General features: G+C 36.4%; 11 protein-coding genes. 8 read left to right on the forward strand and 3 right to left on the reverse strand.

Translation table 11 applies throughout. The features are described 5' to 3' along the window. Positions 1-90: 90 nt before the first annotated feature. Entirely contained in the window at positions 91-660 is a 570-nt protein-coding gene (locus OK18_RS11245) for a hypothetical protein (protein WP_050019461.1), read from the forward strand. A gap of 69 nt (positions 661-729) precedes the next feature. On the opposite strand, the gene OK18_RS11250 is transcribed toward OK18_RS11245, so the two are convergent. The 3 genes from OK18_RS11250 to OK18_RS11260 form a co-directional block, all read right to left on the reverse strand. Further along, positions 730-1,362, reverse strand: coding sequence for a trimeric intracellular cation channel family protein (locus OK18_RS11250; protein WP_050019462.1), 633 nt, complete (start codon positions 1,360-1,362; stop codon positions 730-732). A gap of 108 nt (positions 1,363-1,470) precedes the next feature. After that, entirely contained in the window at positions 1,471-1,935 is a 465-nt protein-coding gene (gene coaD, locus OK18_RS11255; RefSeq protein WP_027373487.1) for a pantetheine-phosphate adenylyltransferase, read from the reverse strand. Between the two features lie 78 nt (positions 1,936-2,013). Continuing rightward, on the reverse strand, positions 2,014-2,997 hold the full coding sequence (locus OK18_RS11260; protein ID WP_053328045.1) for a D-alanine--D-alanine ligase: 984 nt from the start codon (positions 2,995-2,997) through the stop codon (positions 2,014-2,016). 156 nt (positions 2,998-3,153) lie between these two features. Between OK18_RS11260 and OK18_RS11265 the strand changes: the two genes are divergently transcribed. The 7 genes from OK18_RS11265 (at position 3,154) to OK18_RS11295 (ending at position 16,410) form a co-directional block, all read left to right on the forward strand. Next, positions 3,154-4,245: a PASTA domain-containing protein gene (locus OK18_RS11265; protein WP_053328046.1), complete on the forward strand. Its 1,092-nt coding sequence runs from the start codon at positions 3,154-3,156 to the stop codon at positions 4,243-4,245. 72 nt (positions 4,246-4,317) lie between these two features. Continuing rightward, on the forward strand, positions 4,318-5,391 hold the full coding sequence (locus tag OK18_RS11270) for an RluA family pseudouridine synthase (protein WP_167336361.1): 1,074 nt from the start codon (positions 4,318-4,320) through the stop codon (positions 5,389-5,391). 51 nt (positions 5,392-5,442) lie between these two features. Next, positions 5,443-6,393: a PorP/SprF family type IX secretion system membrane protein gene (locus tag OK18_RS11275; protein WP_050019465.1), complete on the forward strand. Its 951-nt coding sequence runs from the start codon at positions 5,443-5,445 to the stop codon at positions 6,391-6,393. A 50-nt stretch (positions 6,394-6,443) separates the two neighbouring features. Next, positions 6,444-7,568: a radical SAM family heme chaperone HemW gene (hemW, locus tag OK18_RS11280; protein ID WP_082129179.1), complete on the forward strand. Its 1,125-nt coding sequence runs from the start codon at positions 6,444-6,446 to the stop codon at positions 7,566-7,568. A gap of 538 nt (positions 7,569-8,106) precedes the next feature. After that, positions 8,107-8,955, forward strand: coding sequence for a hypothetical protein (locus OK18_RS11285; RefSeq protein ID WP_082129180.1), 849 nt, complete (start codon positions 8,107-8,109; stop codon positions 8,953-8,955). 6 nt (positions 8,956-8,961) lie between these two features. Next, complete coding sequence (locus OK18_RS11290) at positions 8,962-9,447, forward strand: hypothetical protein (protein WP_053328049.1); 486 nt, start codon at positions 8,962-8,964, stop codon at positions 9,445-9,447. 111 nt (positions 9,448-9,558) lie between these two features. After that, on the forward strand, positions 9,559-16,410 hold the full coding sequence (locus OK18_RS11295; protein ID WP_082129181.1) for an RHS repeat-associated core domain-containing protein: 6,852 nt from the start codon (positions 9,559-9,561) through the stop codon (positions 16,408-16,410). Positions 16,411-16,414: the final 4 nt, after the last annotated feature.

Below are 16,414 nucleotides of genomic sequence, written 5' to 3' on the forward strand. Positions count from 1 at the left end.
ATTAACAAATGCAGAGAATTGACCATTCACCAGTGACGTTTTGAACTTTAACCCTTAAATTTATTATCTTTGCAGTTCTAAAATTTAATAATGAATAAGAACATTAAAATTGCAGTAGCAGCACTTCTTATCCTTCTGGGGCTTTATATGATGATTTTCACAAGAAATCTTGGATGGGGAATTGTTGTTTTTCTTCTTGCCGCATTTCCAATCTTACTTTACTTTAAAAATGAGTATATTCTTTTGGCATTCTGGCAACTGAGAAAACAGAATATGGAAAAAGCTGCAGAATGGTTAACAAAAATTACCGACTATAAAGGGCAGCTTCATAAAACTCAATACGGATATTTCCACTATTTATTAGGATTAACTCAAGCTCAGGACCACCCGACAAAAGTGGAACCTTTAATGAAAAAAGCTTTGGAGTACGGTTTGAACATGAAGCATGACAGGGCTATGGCTACTTTAAACCTTGCTGCAGCAGCTATTTCTAAAGGGAGAAAGCAGGAAGGGCAGAAGCTGTTGGAAGAAGCCAAGAGATTAGACAGTGCAGGAATGATGACCGATCAGATCAAAATGATGAAGGACCAGCTGAAGATGCCTACCATGCAGAAGCATATGCATAATCCGAATATGAGACAACGGGGAAAATATTATTAAAAATAAATTTCACAAAATAAAAGCACTTGGTTACAGGTGCTTTTTTTATGACGTCTTGCTAATTATTAATTACATTTCAGCATTCTGGTCATAGCCGTAAAATTTCGGCATCTGCCAATGATATTTTACTGCAAAAGTCCTGATAGCAACAATCAGTAAAATGGTAAAGATCTGTATAAAAGTAAAAGATAGTGGAGTGTACTTTGTCATTAACAGGAACGCCGCACCACCTACAATACATGCTGTGGCATAAATTTCTTTTCTGAAAATCAACGGGATCCTGTTGAGCAGGATATCACGGATAATTCCCCCGAAACATCCGGTAATGGTTCCCAGTGCTATACATATTAAAGGATGAATTCCAACATTTAATCCTTTTTGGATACCAATAATGGTAAAGAGCCCAAGCCCAAAGCTGTCGAAAATAAATAAGGTGACCTTAAAATTCTTTTCCAGGGATTTAAATACCATAGAAAATATACTTGTCGCAAGAATCAGCCCGCACATAAGCAGGTCATGCATCCAGAAGACAGGAAGGTCAAGCAGTAAATCTCTTACAGTTCCCCCTCCTACAGAAGTCACAAAGGCAATAATAAGTACCCCGAACGGATCAAGGCGCTTCTGCATAGCGGCAAAACTTCCGGACATAGAGAAGGCAATGGTTCCAAGGACTTCTATAGCAAAATTGAACTGTTCGTGCATATATTATAAATAATAATTGATAAATGATAATTGATGAGTGATTTTCTGCTTAAGCAAATTCTTGGCCATTTTTCAATTATCATTTATCGCTTATCAATTATATCTTATTTACCTTTCGACTCTTACCGAATCCGGAACCAAGAGTTCATACTCTCCTCCGTGATTGATAATCTCTCTCACAATGCTGCTGCTGATGAAAGATTTTCCGGAAGAGGTAAGCAGGAAAACGGTTTCCAATTTTTTATGGGCAAGGGTCCTGTTGGTGTGAGCGATGGCTTTTTCAAATTCAAAGTCAGCGGGATTTCTCAATCCTCTGATGATGTATTGGGCATTTTTTTCAAAGCAATAATCAACGGTAAGTCCCTCAAAATAATCTACTTCTACATTGGGAAATTCTGCTACAGAGTTTTGAATAAATTCCATTCTTTTTTCTAATGGAAACATATATTTCTTCTGGGAATTCTGTCCGATGGCAATAATCAGTTTATCAAATAGCGGTGCCGCTCTTTCTATGATATCGTAATGTCCTAATGTAATCGGATCAAATGACCCTGGGAAAACAGCAATTTTCATGTTGTATTATGATTTTGGTTATGAATCAAGAGTTCTGGTCGTGGGCTATATTCATCCCTGATTCATAACTTCTATTTTTTATTTATTAAGAGCTTTTTCAACTTCATTTCCACAAAGGTCTGTTATGGAAATTCCATAATGTTTTGCCTGTTGGGGCAGGATACTGGCAGGAGAGAATCCTGGATTGGTATTCATTTCAAGCATGTAAGGAATTCCGTCCATAAGGATATACTCGCTTCGTGAAAAACCGCTCATCCCTAAGGAATCATAGGCTCTTTTTGCAATTTCCTCAACTCTTATCCTGGTTTCATCATCAATTCTTGCAGGAGTAATTTCTTCTGAAGCGCCTTCATATTTTGCTTCATAATCGAAGAATTCATTTTTAGGAACAATCTCAGTAATTCCCAGCACAATGGTTTCTCCTTTAAAATCAATAACTCCTACGGAGACTTCCATTCCATTTAAGAAGCTTTCAATAAGGATTTCATCGTCTTCTTTAAATGCAACCTCTGTAGCAGCAATTAATCCGGACTTTTCTTTTACTTTTGAAATTCCCAGTGAAGATCCGGATTGGTTGGGTTTTACAAAAAGAGGAAGTCCCAGTTCTTCTGTAATTTTATCTGCATTGATTTCTTCGCCTTTTCTTAAATAGATACTTTTGGCAGAAGGAATTCCATACTTCGATAGTACGGCAAGTGTATCTTTTTTATTGAAAGTAAGGGCACTCTGGTAAAAATCGCATCCGGTATACTTTTGTCCTATAGCATCCCAATAGGCCTGAAGGATTCCATTTTCGCCAGGTGTTCCGTGAATAATGTTGAAGCAAACATCAAACTTTAATTTCTCCCCATTGTCTAAAGCGGCAGAAAAATCACCTCTGTTGATTTCATGCTTATTATCATTTTCATCTAAAAAATACCATTCATCTTTAAGGATAACTACTTTATATACGTCATAAAGGCTCCTGTCTAAAGAATCATAAATCAACTGCCCGCTTTTTAAAGAAACAACATATTCATCAGAATAGCCTCCCATTACTACGGCAACACTTTTTTTGTTCATAACCATATAGTATCAATTAAGGCAAATTTAATCATTTTATGTATTGTAATATGGGAAATCCGCAAATTTTAAAATCAAAAATGAAATGTGTTAAATAAAAAGCGCATTCTAAAATTATTAGCTATATTTGCCGTTGTAATTAAAGTATTTTTAAGTATGCTTAAATCACTTTTCAATTGGAAAGTTTTACTGAATTTAGTAATAGCCATCGGCATTTTCGTAGGTCTTGTATGGCTTACGTTTCGCTGGTTGGAATATCATACTAACCACGGTCAGGAAATTCCTGTTCCCAATGTTGTCAATAAATCCGTTCATGACGCTGTTAAAATATTAGATGACACAGGTCTTGAATATGAAGTAGATAGTGCAAATTATGATCCTAAATACAGACCGTTCCAGGTATTGCAGGTATATCCTGCACCGGGTTCTCATGTAAAAGACGGAAGAACAGTGCGTCTTAGGGTTAATCCTAGAACATGGGCACCGATTGTAGTTCCGGATGTTATCAATAAATATTCAGGATTGGCATTCCAGAGACTGGATCAGGTGGGGCTTAAAATCGGGGATACAATTTATGAACCAAGTATTCAGAAAGATGCCCTTTTAAGGATATTATATAAAGGAAATGCCGTTAATCCGGGAACCCGCTTACCTAGGTTCTCAATGATTGATGTCGTAGTAGGATCCGGACCTATGAGAAATATTTCGATTCCTAATGTAGTAGGACTTTCTGTAAAAGAAGCAAGAGCTGTAATTACAAAGAGTATGTTCGAAGTAGGATTGGTTGAATATGAAGATGGCGGTAAGGACGAATCTGATATTATTTATTATCAGGATCCGGCTGCAGGAGATGTTCGTGACCAGGGAATGCAGATTGACCTTTGGGCCAGCAAAAGAACCCCGGCAGAGCTTAGGGCTAAGGTAGAACAATTGAATTCTATTTATCGTATGAAGGTAGATACCTCCTTGCCACCGGTGCATTATGAAGAAGTGCGTACCGAGCCAAGTTATGAACCGCCGGTTATCCCTGCTCCTGTACCCAAAAAAGAAACTCCTCAACCGGCTGCTGTGAAAACAGAAACACCTAAAGCCCCGGCCGTCACTTCGAAGCCGGTAAGCTCAGGAGTAGAAAAACCAAAAGCTTCTACAGGCAGTAATCCTGCTTCAGGAAATGCCCATAAACCGGCCTCTGCTACTACGAAAGAAGCGGCTGAGAAGCCAAAGGCTAAAAAGGTAGTCGTGGAATAATACTAAAAAGTATATTAAAATACAGGCTTCAACTGAAATATGTTGAAGCCTTTTGTGTAAAAAAATAAAGTAATGTCAGAAGATAACGAAGATTTTTTAGATGAAGAATTATTAGATTCCAACAGTATTGAAAATATCGATATTGATGAGGAAAATAAAGGCTTGTATGAGCATCTTAATATAACGGTGGATGCCAAGCAGGAACCCTTAAGAATCGACAAGTTTCTGCTCATATACAGGCAAAATTCTTCAAGGAACAAAATTTCACAAACCTGCAGGGCCGGAAACGTTATTGTAAACGGAAGTCCTGTAAAGCAGAACTACAGGGTAAAACCGGGAGATCAGATTTCAGTATTGCTGACACATCCGCCAAGGGAAAATGTGATTATTCCACAGGATATCCCTCTGAACATTGTGTATGAGGATGATGATCTGGTGGTTGTGGATAAGGAAGCAGGAATGGTAGTGCATCCGGGATTTGGAAACTGGGACGGAACCCTGGTGAACGCATTGGCTTATCATTTTGAAAAGAATGGAGAAAAATCCGATCTTGACAGGGTAGGTCTTGTTCACAGGATTGATAAAGATACTTCAGGGTTATTGGTGATTGCTAAAAATGAGTATGCGCTAAGCTTTTTGGCAAAACAATTTTTCAACAGAACAACCAGGAGATTGTACTGGGCTTTTGTGTGGGGAAATCTACAGGAAGATGAAGGCACAATCAAAGGGCATATCGGAAGACATCCTAAAAACAGGATGCAGATGTCTGTATACGAAGATGGAAGTCAGGGAAAGCATGCCGTAACACATTATAAGGTTCTGGAAAGATTCAGGTATATGACCTGGGTGGAATGTAAACTGGAGACCGGAAGAACGCATCAGATCAGGGCTCATTTTAAACATATAGGGCATACCCTGTTCAATGACGAAAGATATGAGGGGCACACTCCTTTAAGAGGGGTAAATCTTCCTAAATATAAGCAGTTCATCAAAAATGTTTTTGAAATTTTACCCAGACATGCTCTTCATGCCCATACCCTGGGTTTTGTGCATCCAACAACAAAAAAGGAATTATATTTTGAAAGCCCAATGCCCAAAGATATGGCGGATGCTGTAAAAAAATGGAGAAATTATTTGGAAAACTAAAAATATATTGAGAATTTTTTTATATTTGTTGAATTGAAATCAAGATTTGTTATGAGAAAACTATATGCTATCGTATGTTTAGCTCTTTTGTCAAATGCATACAAAGCACAAGAATCACTACCATACTATCAGCAATATCTTTTGGATGGTGATTTCCTGTTCAACCCAGCTCAATACGGAAAAACAGACTACGTACAGCTCAACGCCAATTATCAGCAACAATTTTCAAAATTCAGCAATTCTCCGAATGTACAGTCAATCGGGATGCATGCTAATATCTTTGATAGAGTAGGTGCCGGTATTTCTGTGTTCAGAGACTCTAATGGTCCTATTTCTGCAGGAGGGATTACAGCGGGTGCTTCATATTTTATTCCATTAAGTAGTGAAGGAGACAGAAAAGACCAATTCTCTTTCGGTACTAGTGTTAATTTTTATAACATGAATTTTGATTATTCAAAAATCAATACTGAAGAAGGTGGAGATCCTTTATTAAGAGGTGAAGAAAGCAGTATCTTTATGGTGTATGCCAACTTTGGTTTGGCAGCTACCTATAAAAATCTCTTCGGAGGTGTTTCCGTGAACGATATTGCCTTGAGTAATGATGCCGCTATTGTGAACAACAGGGAACCTTCTCCTATTAAATTCTTCTTAAATTTAGGGTACAACTGGAATATTGCTGATAATATTACACTAACCCCATCCGCATTAATCAACTTAAATACCAATTCATCAAGAATGATGGACTGGAACCTGATGGCTACATTCTCCAATGATATCAACGCATTCTCTTTTGGGGTAAGCTACAGAACAGAACAAAACAGATTCGATAGCCAGCAATTACAAATTGCACCGATAGTAAAAGTAAGATTCAATAAATTTATGGTCGGCGCTACCTATAACCTTGGATTGTCTGATATTCAGAAGTATGGAGGAAACAGCTTTATGCTGAGCCTTGGCTATAACTTCGATAACTTCATTAATGCAAGAGGATTTAGATATTAATCAATTTAATTTAAATAAATTTGAGCTCTGAAATTTTCAGAGCTTTTTTTATGATATATATTCACATCCCTTTTTGTAAACAGAAATGCAGCTATTGCAACTTTCATTTTTCCACATCCCTGAATTTTAAGGATGAAATGCTCCGGGCAATGAAAGCCGAAATCCAGCTCAGGAAAGATGAGCTGCACAACAAGACATTGAAATCTTTATATTTTGGCGGCGGAACTCCTTCTATTCTTTCTGTGGATGAAATTAGTGCTCTGGTTGATGAAGTTTTGCGCTATTTCAGTTTTGAAAAAGATATTGAAATCACTCTGGAAGCCAATCCTGATGATCTGGATAAACATTTTTTAAAGCAGCTAGCGGCAACACCCGTTAATCGTTTATCCATTGGGACACAGAGCTTTTTTGAAGCTGATCTGAAACTGATGAACCGTGCTCATAATGCCTCAGAAGCAGAAAGCTCTATTAAAAGAGCTCAGGATTCCGGATTTGAAAACCTGAGTATTGATCTTATCTATGGTTCGCCTACTTCGAATCTTGAAATATGGAAAGAAAATTTACGTAAGACTATTGATCTTGAAGTTCCCCATATTTCCTCATATGCTTTGACGGTGGAACCTAAAACGGCTTTGGAGAACTGGATCTCAAAAGGAAAAGTGATGAGCCCGAAAGAGGAAGAGCAAAATAGAGAGTTTTATTACTTATCAGATTTTTTAAAAGAGCATGGTTTTGAGCATTATGAAGTTTCAAATTTTGCAAAGCCGGGGTTCTATTCAAAACACAATTCTGCTTACTGGAAATACCAGGAATATTTAGGTATAGGGCCTTCAGCCCATTCATATAATGGATTTGATGTAAGGAGCTGGAATGTGGCGAATAATCAGCAATATATCAAAAAACTGTCTGATAAAATTTTGGCGAAAGAAGAAGAATTTCTTTCACAGGAAGATCAGTTTAACGAAATGATCATGATCGGGCTGCGTACCATGTGGGGAGTAGACCTTTCCCATGTAAAAAATAAATTTTCAGATGCGTTACAGGAACATTTTCAGAAAGAAATAAAAGCCAAAATAGAAGAAGGAATTTTGGTGATTGAAAATGATCACCTGAAAATTCCTGAAGAACATTGGTTTATGGCGGATGGAATCGCTTCTGATTTATTTGTGGTATAAAATTTCGGTTTATATTGAAATACAGATTTTTGAATGATGAATCCTTTGTTGTTGTCAAAAAGATTGTTTGGAAAGTCAAATAAAATTTAAATAAATCTTTCTTATGTGAAAAGGAAATGATATTTTTACGTAAACTAAAAACATCATGAAACAAAAATTATCTTTATTCGCATACCGACTGGTTCTTTTTCGTCGGTAATCATTTCTTTTAATAGCTGATAACTTTTACATATTCAAGAATATATGATCATATTATTCTTCCTTATCTGTTGATAAAGTTACCCATTCTTGAAGGAATATCCATTTTTATAGCTATTAAGACCTGAAATTATGGCTTTAAAATGATTTGTTTATACATTATTTTAAATACGACAGGTTTTGTCGCAGTGTATAAAGAAATTTGATCTGATTTTTACCCTTGCAAGACACTGTTTGGTGACAAATTTAATATTAAATCATAAAAATTTGACTTGTATGTGTAAAAAAACATTAATTTTGACAACTATAACCATCTGAAAACTAACTTAACAATATAAATATGAGACGTACTTTAGTATTTGCCTTTACAATGGCAGCGTCCAGCATTTTCGCACAAAGCTGGAACACAACCGGAAATTCTGGGACCAATCCATCCACAAATTTTATCGGAACAACAGATGATAAGCCAATTGTTTTTAAGCAAAACAATCAGCAGACTTTCAAACTTGAAGGTCAGAGTATCAATATCGGAAGCGGATTGCTTGGAACGGGAAACTTACAATTAGCTCTTTCACCATGCAATCATTGCTATTCAGGATGGGCACAACCCAATGATGCTGTGATGAGGCTGTTAAGCGGAAATAATCTGAATATCCATATGGATAACGATAACGCTACAGATGGAGTTTCTGATGTTTCTACTCCTAATTCACCCGGAGTCACGAGAGTCCGTTTCTCTGATGCCGTTCACAAAAGTTTATTGGTTCTTTTCAATACAGAAAAGGTAACCATAGGAACAGATCAGTATGATAATGATTCTAATTTTATCCTGTATGTAAAAAAAGGAATAAAAGCACAACAGGTAAAAGTTGAAAACCCTGCGGCTAACGGCTGGGCAGACTATGTCTTTAAAAAAGATTATAAACTTCGCTCTTTGGAAGAAGTTGAAAAGCACATTTCAGAAAAAGGACATTTACCGAACATCCCTTCTGCCAAAGAAGTAGAGAAAAATGGTATTAATTTAGGGGAAATGGATGCCAAGCTTTTGGAGAAAATTGAGGAATTAACCCTTTATTCTATTCAGCAAAATAAACAGCTTCAGGAAGATCGTAAAATTCTTAAATCACAATCTGAAGAGATTAAAGAACTAAAAGCACAGGTACAACAATTGCTTTCTGCAAAAAAATAAAATGCCATGAAAAGAAAATTATTTTCAATAGTTTCTCTGGCGATCGGTTTTCTGGGCTATTCACAAACTGAAGTTTATTTCAAATATGATGAAGCCGGAAACCAACGGTACAGAGGTACTAACGTATCCGGTAAAAAAGCCGACGAGATTATTACGAAAGAAGTCAAAGTACAGGAGGAAGCAAAGGTGGCTGCTGTTACCCAACAAGCTCCTGCTATTGATGAAAAAGCTTTCTGGAAACAGATCAGGCTTTATCCTGTTCCGGTAAATGATTATCTAACCATTGACTGGACTGAAGAAGTAGACGGATTGATTGAATCCGTATCATTGTACCAGCATAGTACAGTCCACTGGAAGTTCCAGCAGCAGAATTCACCGGATTTAGGGCGTAAGATAAAAATCAATATGACGGGATACGATTGGGGTGTTTACATCCTTCGCTTTACGTTAAAAGACGGAAGAGTCTTTGGAAGAAATGTAACTAAAAGATAAAAAACCAGGAATAAATTAAAGTTAAAAACCATTGAAATTTGAAGTTTTTAATGTTGTCAAGGATTATTTTCCGGTTATTTTATTATTAATACTTATAAAAACTAATAACATATGAAATTTTTCTCATCATTGATGCTGTCTTTGTGTTCGGTATGGGGCTTTTCACAGACCATACTCTACCAGGCAGAATCCACCTCCCGGACGGTTCAGGATCCGCAGACGGTGGTCATGGCACAGGGATTTCATGCCAAATCGGATGTTTCGAATCCGTTTGTGGCTAAAATAGGTCCTGCCACGGAGAATCCGGGTGGCGGACCAACGGATTCAAATGCAGGGGCGAATAATCCAAGTGGAACGTCAGCCCCTTCAGGTAAGAGTTTCCACGATACTAAAGGGAAGATAGAAGTGAACGGAGCTGGACAATTACAGTTTACATTACCGATCGCTTTACCTCCCGGGATAAAAAGCGTTGCGCCACAGGTAAATCTGGTTTATATCAGTGGTTCCAGTAATGGAATTGCTGGTTACGGATGGAGCCTTTCCGGAGTTACTTCAATCTCGAGAGTTGGTAAGAATATTGAAAAAGATGGAGAGGTAAAAGGAATACAATTGGACTATTCCGATTATTATAGTTTTAATGGACAGCGATTGATTCTTAAGTCCGGTGAATATGGAAAAGATGGAGCTGAATATGTAACAGAAAAATATTCCAATATTAAGATAAAGTCTATTGGTTCCATATCAGGACAAGCATGGCAAGGTCCTGAATATTGGGAAGTTACTTTTGAGGATGGTTCTCAGTCATGGTACGGGGCAGTTGCTTCCGGAAATAGTACAGCCAGAACACCATTAGAATATAATATTGTAAAGTGGAAGGATGCACAGGGGAATTATATTACCTATAACTACACCCAGAACAGTTCTAATAATATAGCGATAATTTCGAGTATTAGCTGGGGAGGCAATGAAACCTTAGGTAAAACTAATTTTAATACTATTGAATTTGCTTATTTACCCAGAAAGAATATTGAAACCTCATATCTGAAAGGAATATTATTCAAACAGGATAAGATATTAGATCAAATAAAAGTTAAAGCTAACGGTTCTTCATTTAAAAGTTATTCAATTCAATATTCCGAAACACAAAATATAGTTAATAATGATTCTAATAATAAAGTTAATTATGATTTTGTTGAGAAGATTATTGAATATAACTCAGAAGGAAAAGAAGCCAATCCTATAGTTTTTTCTTCAGCCACGATGGGCACAAGCTCTAATGAATATGATTTTGGGGATTATAATAATGTTATTACAACTGGGGATTATAATGGAGACGGTTTAGTGGATTTCATTGTAATGCAACCTGCACAAAATGGAAGACCTGAAGGATATTATATTTATTTTGATGCTATCAACAACAGCAGCCCTTCATTTGTTTATCTGGGGCCTTCAAGCACTTATTGGCCCGGCAGCAGCTTTACAACATTTAATATAAAATCGGCAGACAATTACATTAAAACGAAGCAGGGGCTTATTATTTCAAAAAATAATGCAGGATATAATCCTCCTTCTTCAGGAGATATAGAACTCAAATATTATTCAATCAAAACTGACGGATCAGTCCTCAATACTTATAATAATCCTCTTGTTTTAGAATATGCTAAAACAATACAATCAGGAAGCTATGGCTACGCTGATTCTTTATATCCACCTGAAACTGATCCCGAATATATAGGAGGAATGAATGTCTCTCATCCTGCCAATATGAAGGAAGTAGATATAGATTCTGATGGAGTGTCCGAATTGCTTTTGTCATTAAACGATAAAAAATGTAAATATGTGGTCATTGTACCTGATCCTCCTAAAGGAAGGTGGCAGTGTAAGACATTGGGTTATAGGTATGTAGTTGTAGATAATAATAATATACAAAATAATACAATCAGCATTATTCCGGAGACAACTCCAAAAAATATCTTAAGTAAAGGAGGAATTGTGGATTTTGACAATGATGGAAAGCAGGATGTGATGTTTGTTGATCCAGCTAACTCCAATGTTAGTGTTAGTTATTATACCAAAGACTATACCCAACCTTCTCCTGTTGTCAAGACAGTTGACACTCCACTCAATAATTTACATCAGTATGAATTAAAGAAAGTAAATAATAGTTACACGCTCAATTTAAAAAAGACATATTCTATAAAAGGAATAATTGATGGGATTCAATTTGGGGATTTAAATGGTGATAAGAATATTGAAGTATTATTACCAGTACATAATTTTGTCGGAGTTACTGTTCTTGCGGGGTGGTCAATTTATTTGAATACAGGAAATACCTTGGAAGAAAGTATTCAGGGACTTATGTTTTACAGGCCTTTTGATGCAACTGCTGTTGGGGCCAATTCTTTTTCTACTCCAAAATTGCTTGATTTAGACAATGATGGAAAAAGTGAGATTGTTAACTCTGTTGTAACTTTTTATCCTAATAGCCAGCCTTATACAAACTGGTATGTTCAAAGTTATAATGAAGCCAAGTATGATCCTAATAATGCACAATTCAAATGGTCATTTACGGAGAAGACACTTTATAATTCTACAAGAAATGAGGCCATAATAAGCCCTATATTTGGAGATTTTAGGACTAATAGTACTTCTTCCAAAATATTATTCCTGGTAAAAGGGATTAATGGTAATCATGAAAGAAAAATCATAAGCTATAAGCATTACAGTCTCAATCCTGATAAAAATGTCTCATTAATATCACAGGGATCACAAAATTATCATATAGATTATAAAGAACTTGATCCTTCTGTTAATTCTGGTATTTATGCTCCTGTAAAAAAAGAACAATATCCATTTGTTGAAATGGATAGACTATCCCAATCGTTTGCTGTTTCTCAAATTCGTCAAACTGATGGGCAGATTGTTCGAAAACAAGATTTCAGATACAGGGGATATATAGCTAATTTACACGGAAAAGGAGTAATCGGATTTCGTCAGGCTGCCCGTTCTTCCTGGTATGCTGATGGTTTTGAGAATACCAAAATATGGACAGGTACTGAAATGAATCCTTTACAAGATGGAGTACCGGTAAAAGAATGGTCTGTTAGAACGAATAATGAAAATCAGATATTTCCAACCGATATTTCTGAAAATAATACGCAGCTATTAAGTTTTAAATCTACTAACTACCAAATAGATAAATTGTTGAATGGTCAGGTAGTGAGCACAGTAGCTGATTCAGATAAACCAAAAGTGGTAACCGTTGTTGCTCCAAAGACCAGTAGAGTTAAAGATTTTTTAACAGGTACAATTACCGAAAGTACCATAACGTATGGGAACTATTATCTTCCGTCACAAAGTGTATCAAATGTTAATAATGGATATGCTGTTACAACTTCAACATCTGAATATATTCATAATCCTTCTGGAGTTGGATCAGATTATTATATTGGACGACCAAAATCAAAAATTGATGTAGTACAGGCATACGGGGATACCAAATCTTCGAAGGAAGAGTATACTTATGAAAATAACCTGGTGAAAACTCTAAAAACGTGGAATCGTGATAATACCGGTTATTTGCTTGAAACATATAATTATGATGGATTTGGAAATGTTACCCAAAAAGTAATAAGCAATAGCATTGATTCTCAAACTCAGACTACCACGAGTGGATATGATTCTAAAGGCCGGTTTGTAGTAAAAAAAACAGATAATTTAGGATTAGAAACCAATATTACTTATAATGATTGGGGGCAGATTTTAACTCAAATTGATCCGTTAGGAAAGGTTCTTACCAATACGTATGATGGGTGGGGAAAACTCTTAACTTCAAAAAGTAATTTAGAGGGAACAACTACTTATCAATATGAAAGAGATAATGATTCGAATATAATTATTTCAGAATATGCTCCGGATGGAAATATTTCCAAAAAGTTCACTAATAAGTTGGGGCAAGAATATAAATCCTCTAACAAAGCTTTTGGGCAGGGACAATACCTTACCAAAGTTATTTTATATGATGCCCTGGGAAGAAAAGTTTCTGAATCTGAACCTACCTTAAGCCCTGACGGATTAGGAGGTCCTTGGAATCTCATTGCTTATGATGATACTGTGTTCCCGACAAAAGTAACAGCTACCTCATATAAAGGACTAAAATTAGAGACTACTGTTTCCGGATTAACGACAACAATAAGAGAACTCAACGGATACCAGAGAACAAATTCCAAAACAGCAGATGCTATAGGTAATGTGATTTCAAGTACAGATAAAGGAGGAACAATCCAATTCTCCTACAATGCAGCAGGTGAACAGGTAAAAGCCCAATATGCGGAAAATAGTGTTACGACCAAATATGATTCGTGGGGAAGAAAATCAGAATTCAATGATCCTTCCAATGGTACCTATAAGTATGAATATGACGGTTTCGGGCAACCTAAGAAAATTATCAGCCCTAAAGGTACTAAAGAATATACCTATAATAACCTGGGGCAGCTAATCTCTCAAAAAGAGCTTTCTACTGCTGATGGTGGACAGGCTACCAACAAAACGATTTCTTATACTTACGATAATAAAGGAAGAGTTGTTGCCAAATCAGGAACTTCCAAAGGACAGCCCTATAGTAATAATGTTTCCTATGATCCGCAAGGAAGATTATTATCATCATCGGAAAGCAGTAACGGAAAATACTTTATCCAGAAAGGAATTACCTATGATGATAAAGCAAGGGTAGTATCTTATGAGAAACAACTGTATTCTTCCGGTACTTTAACTAAATTACAAATAGAAAATGTATACAGTGCCTGGAGTGGTGAACTCTATCAGGTAAAGGACAAAGTCTCCGGGAAAGTTCTTTGGGAATTGAAAGAAACTGATTCCAAAGGCCAGGTGGTAAAAGCTAAACTAGGAGCAGTAGATATTAATAATTCTTATGATTACGTTGGATTCTTAACTCAGGTAAATCATTCGTCGGCAGTAAAGCCAGGTATCCTGCAACTTTCTTATTCATTTGATGCGATAAAAAATGAGCTCAAAAGCAGAACAACCGGAGGAGATTTTAATATTGTAGAGTCTTTTGATTATGATGATAATAACCGTCTGGTAAATTGGACGAATCCTGTAACAGGGATAAAACCGGCAAACAACAGAAACGTTTATGACGCTAAAGGAAGAATCACTCAAAATGATCAGGTAGGAACCATCAAGTTTGAAAATTCTGCAAAAATCTACCAGCCAACAGGAATGACCTTAAATGCTGCCGGAACCCAGAACTATAATAATGATTTGATCCAGAACATTTCGTATAACGAAAACAATGATCCGGTATTTATTGATGGAGAAAAGGGAGATGTAGCTTTCCAGTATGGTTTAACCAGTATGAGACAGAGAGTTACCTATGGAGGGAACTTCAGTACAGATGGAGAAGGTAAATTCACCAAATATTACAGTGAAGATGGAAGTTATGAGGTCATAAAAGACAACATGACGGGAAAAGAGAAGCATATTCTTTATATTGGAGGAACACCGTACGAATCTAATATTGTTTATCTAAAGAATTATGATGAATCAACAGGTTCATATAAATTTTTGCATAAAGATTATATTGGAAGTATCTTAGCCATTAGTGATGAAGCAGGAAATAAACTGGAACAAAGGCATTTTGATGCATGGGGTAATTTTACTCATTTGCAGATTGGAAACGGAGCCATTATTACGGATAAGAATATTATTGATAATGCTTCGTTATTAATAGACAGGGGTTACACCAGTCATGAGCATTTTGCTGAAGTAGGCATTATCCATATGAATGGTAGGTTATATGATCCTTTATTAAGAAGGTTCTTAAATGCGGATGAAAACATACAGGATCCTTATAATACACAGAATTATAACAAGTATGGGTATGTGTTGAATAACCCGCTCATGTTTAGCGATCCTAATGGAGAGTTCTTTGTTTTTGCATTTGTTGCAGCCTGGGGAGTTAGTCTTTTCTGGGGAGGAGTAATAACAGCAGCTATTATTGGTACAGCTGTTGGTTTGGCAGCATATTCCTTAGGAGTAGCTATAAGTGGAGGTAAGTGGCAGTTGGGAGGAGCCCTCAAATCTATGTTTTGGGGGGGAGTAAGCGGAGCGGTCACCTTTGGAATAGGAAGTGTGTTTACTCCGGCAGCAGGAACAGTACTTACTTTAACAGATAAAGTGGCAAGTGCTATGGCGCAAGGTCTGGTACATGGTTTTGCGCAAGGTACTTTATCTTTAATGCAGGGAGCTAATTTTACTCATGGTTTTGCAGGTGGGATTTCAGGAAGCTGGGGAGCTTCTTTATTTGGAGGGCTTGCAGGTAGTTTTGCTAATAGTACAACAGGGACCATATTATCCGGAGCTTTATTAGGAGGAGTAGCTTCTGAATTGGCAGGAGGAAATTTCTGGCAAGGAGCTTTAGTTGGAGGTGTTGTAGCTGGATTGAATCATGCAATGCATGGAGGATTTTCTAAAAAATATGATGTAAATGTTCTTCATGATGACGGTGGAGCAAATGGAATGGGTCATGAAGCAATTGCATTTAGAAATGAAAACGGGTCCTTAAGATATATCTCTAAAGATGGAACAAATGAAAATATGGGACTAAATGGAAAAAGTAAATACACAGATAAAAATTTTAATAGTATTGATGAAATTAATGATTACTATGGGAAGAATGTTTCACCAGGTAAAAGATATGATGTAGTATCTGTTTTTAAAGCAACTAGAGCACAAATAAATCGTGGGATTGCTACAGCATTAGCTTATGCAAAAGGACCATACGATTTATTAACCAGTAGTTGTACAACTTTAGTTGAGCAATCTTTGCAAAGCATGTATAAAGTAAAGGTTTATTCCGGATTATCTGTTCCAAATTTAAATTTTTACCTGAATAATTTCTTTTATAGAGATTACAGATCTCATGGTTATAGAATAAAATAATTTT

This window comes from Chryseobacterium gallinarum (assembly GCF_001021975.1).
GTDB classification, from domain to species: domain Bacteria; phylum Bacteroidota; class Bacteroidia; order Flavobacteriales; family Weeksellaceae; genus Chryseobacterium; species Chryseobacterium gallinarum.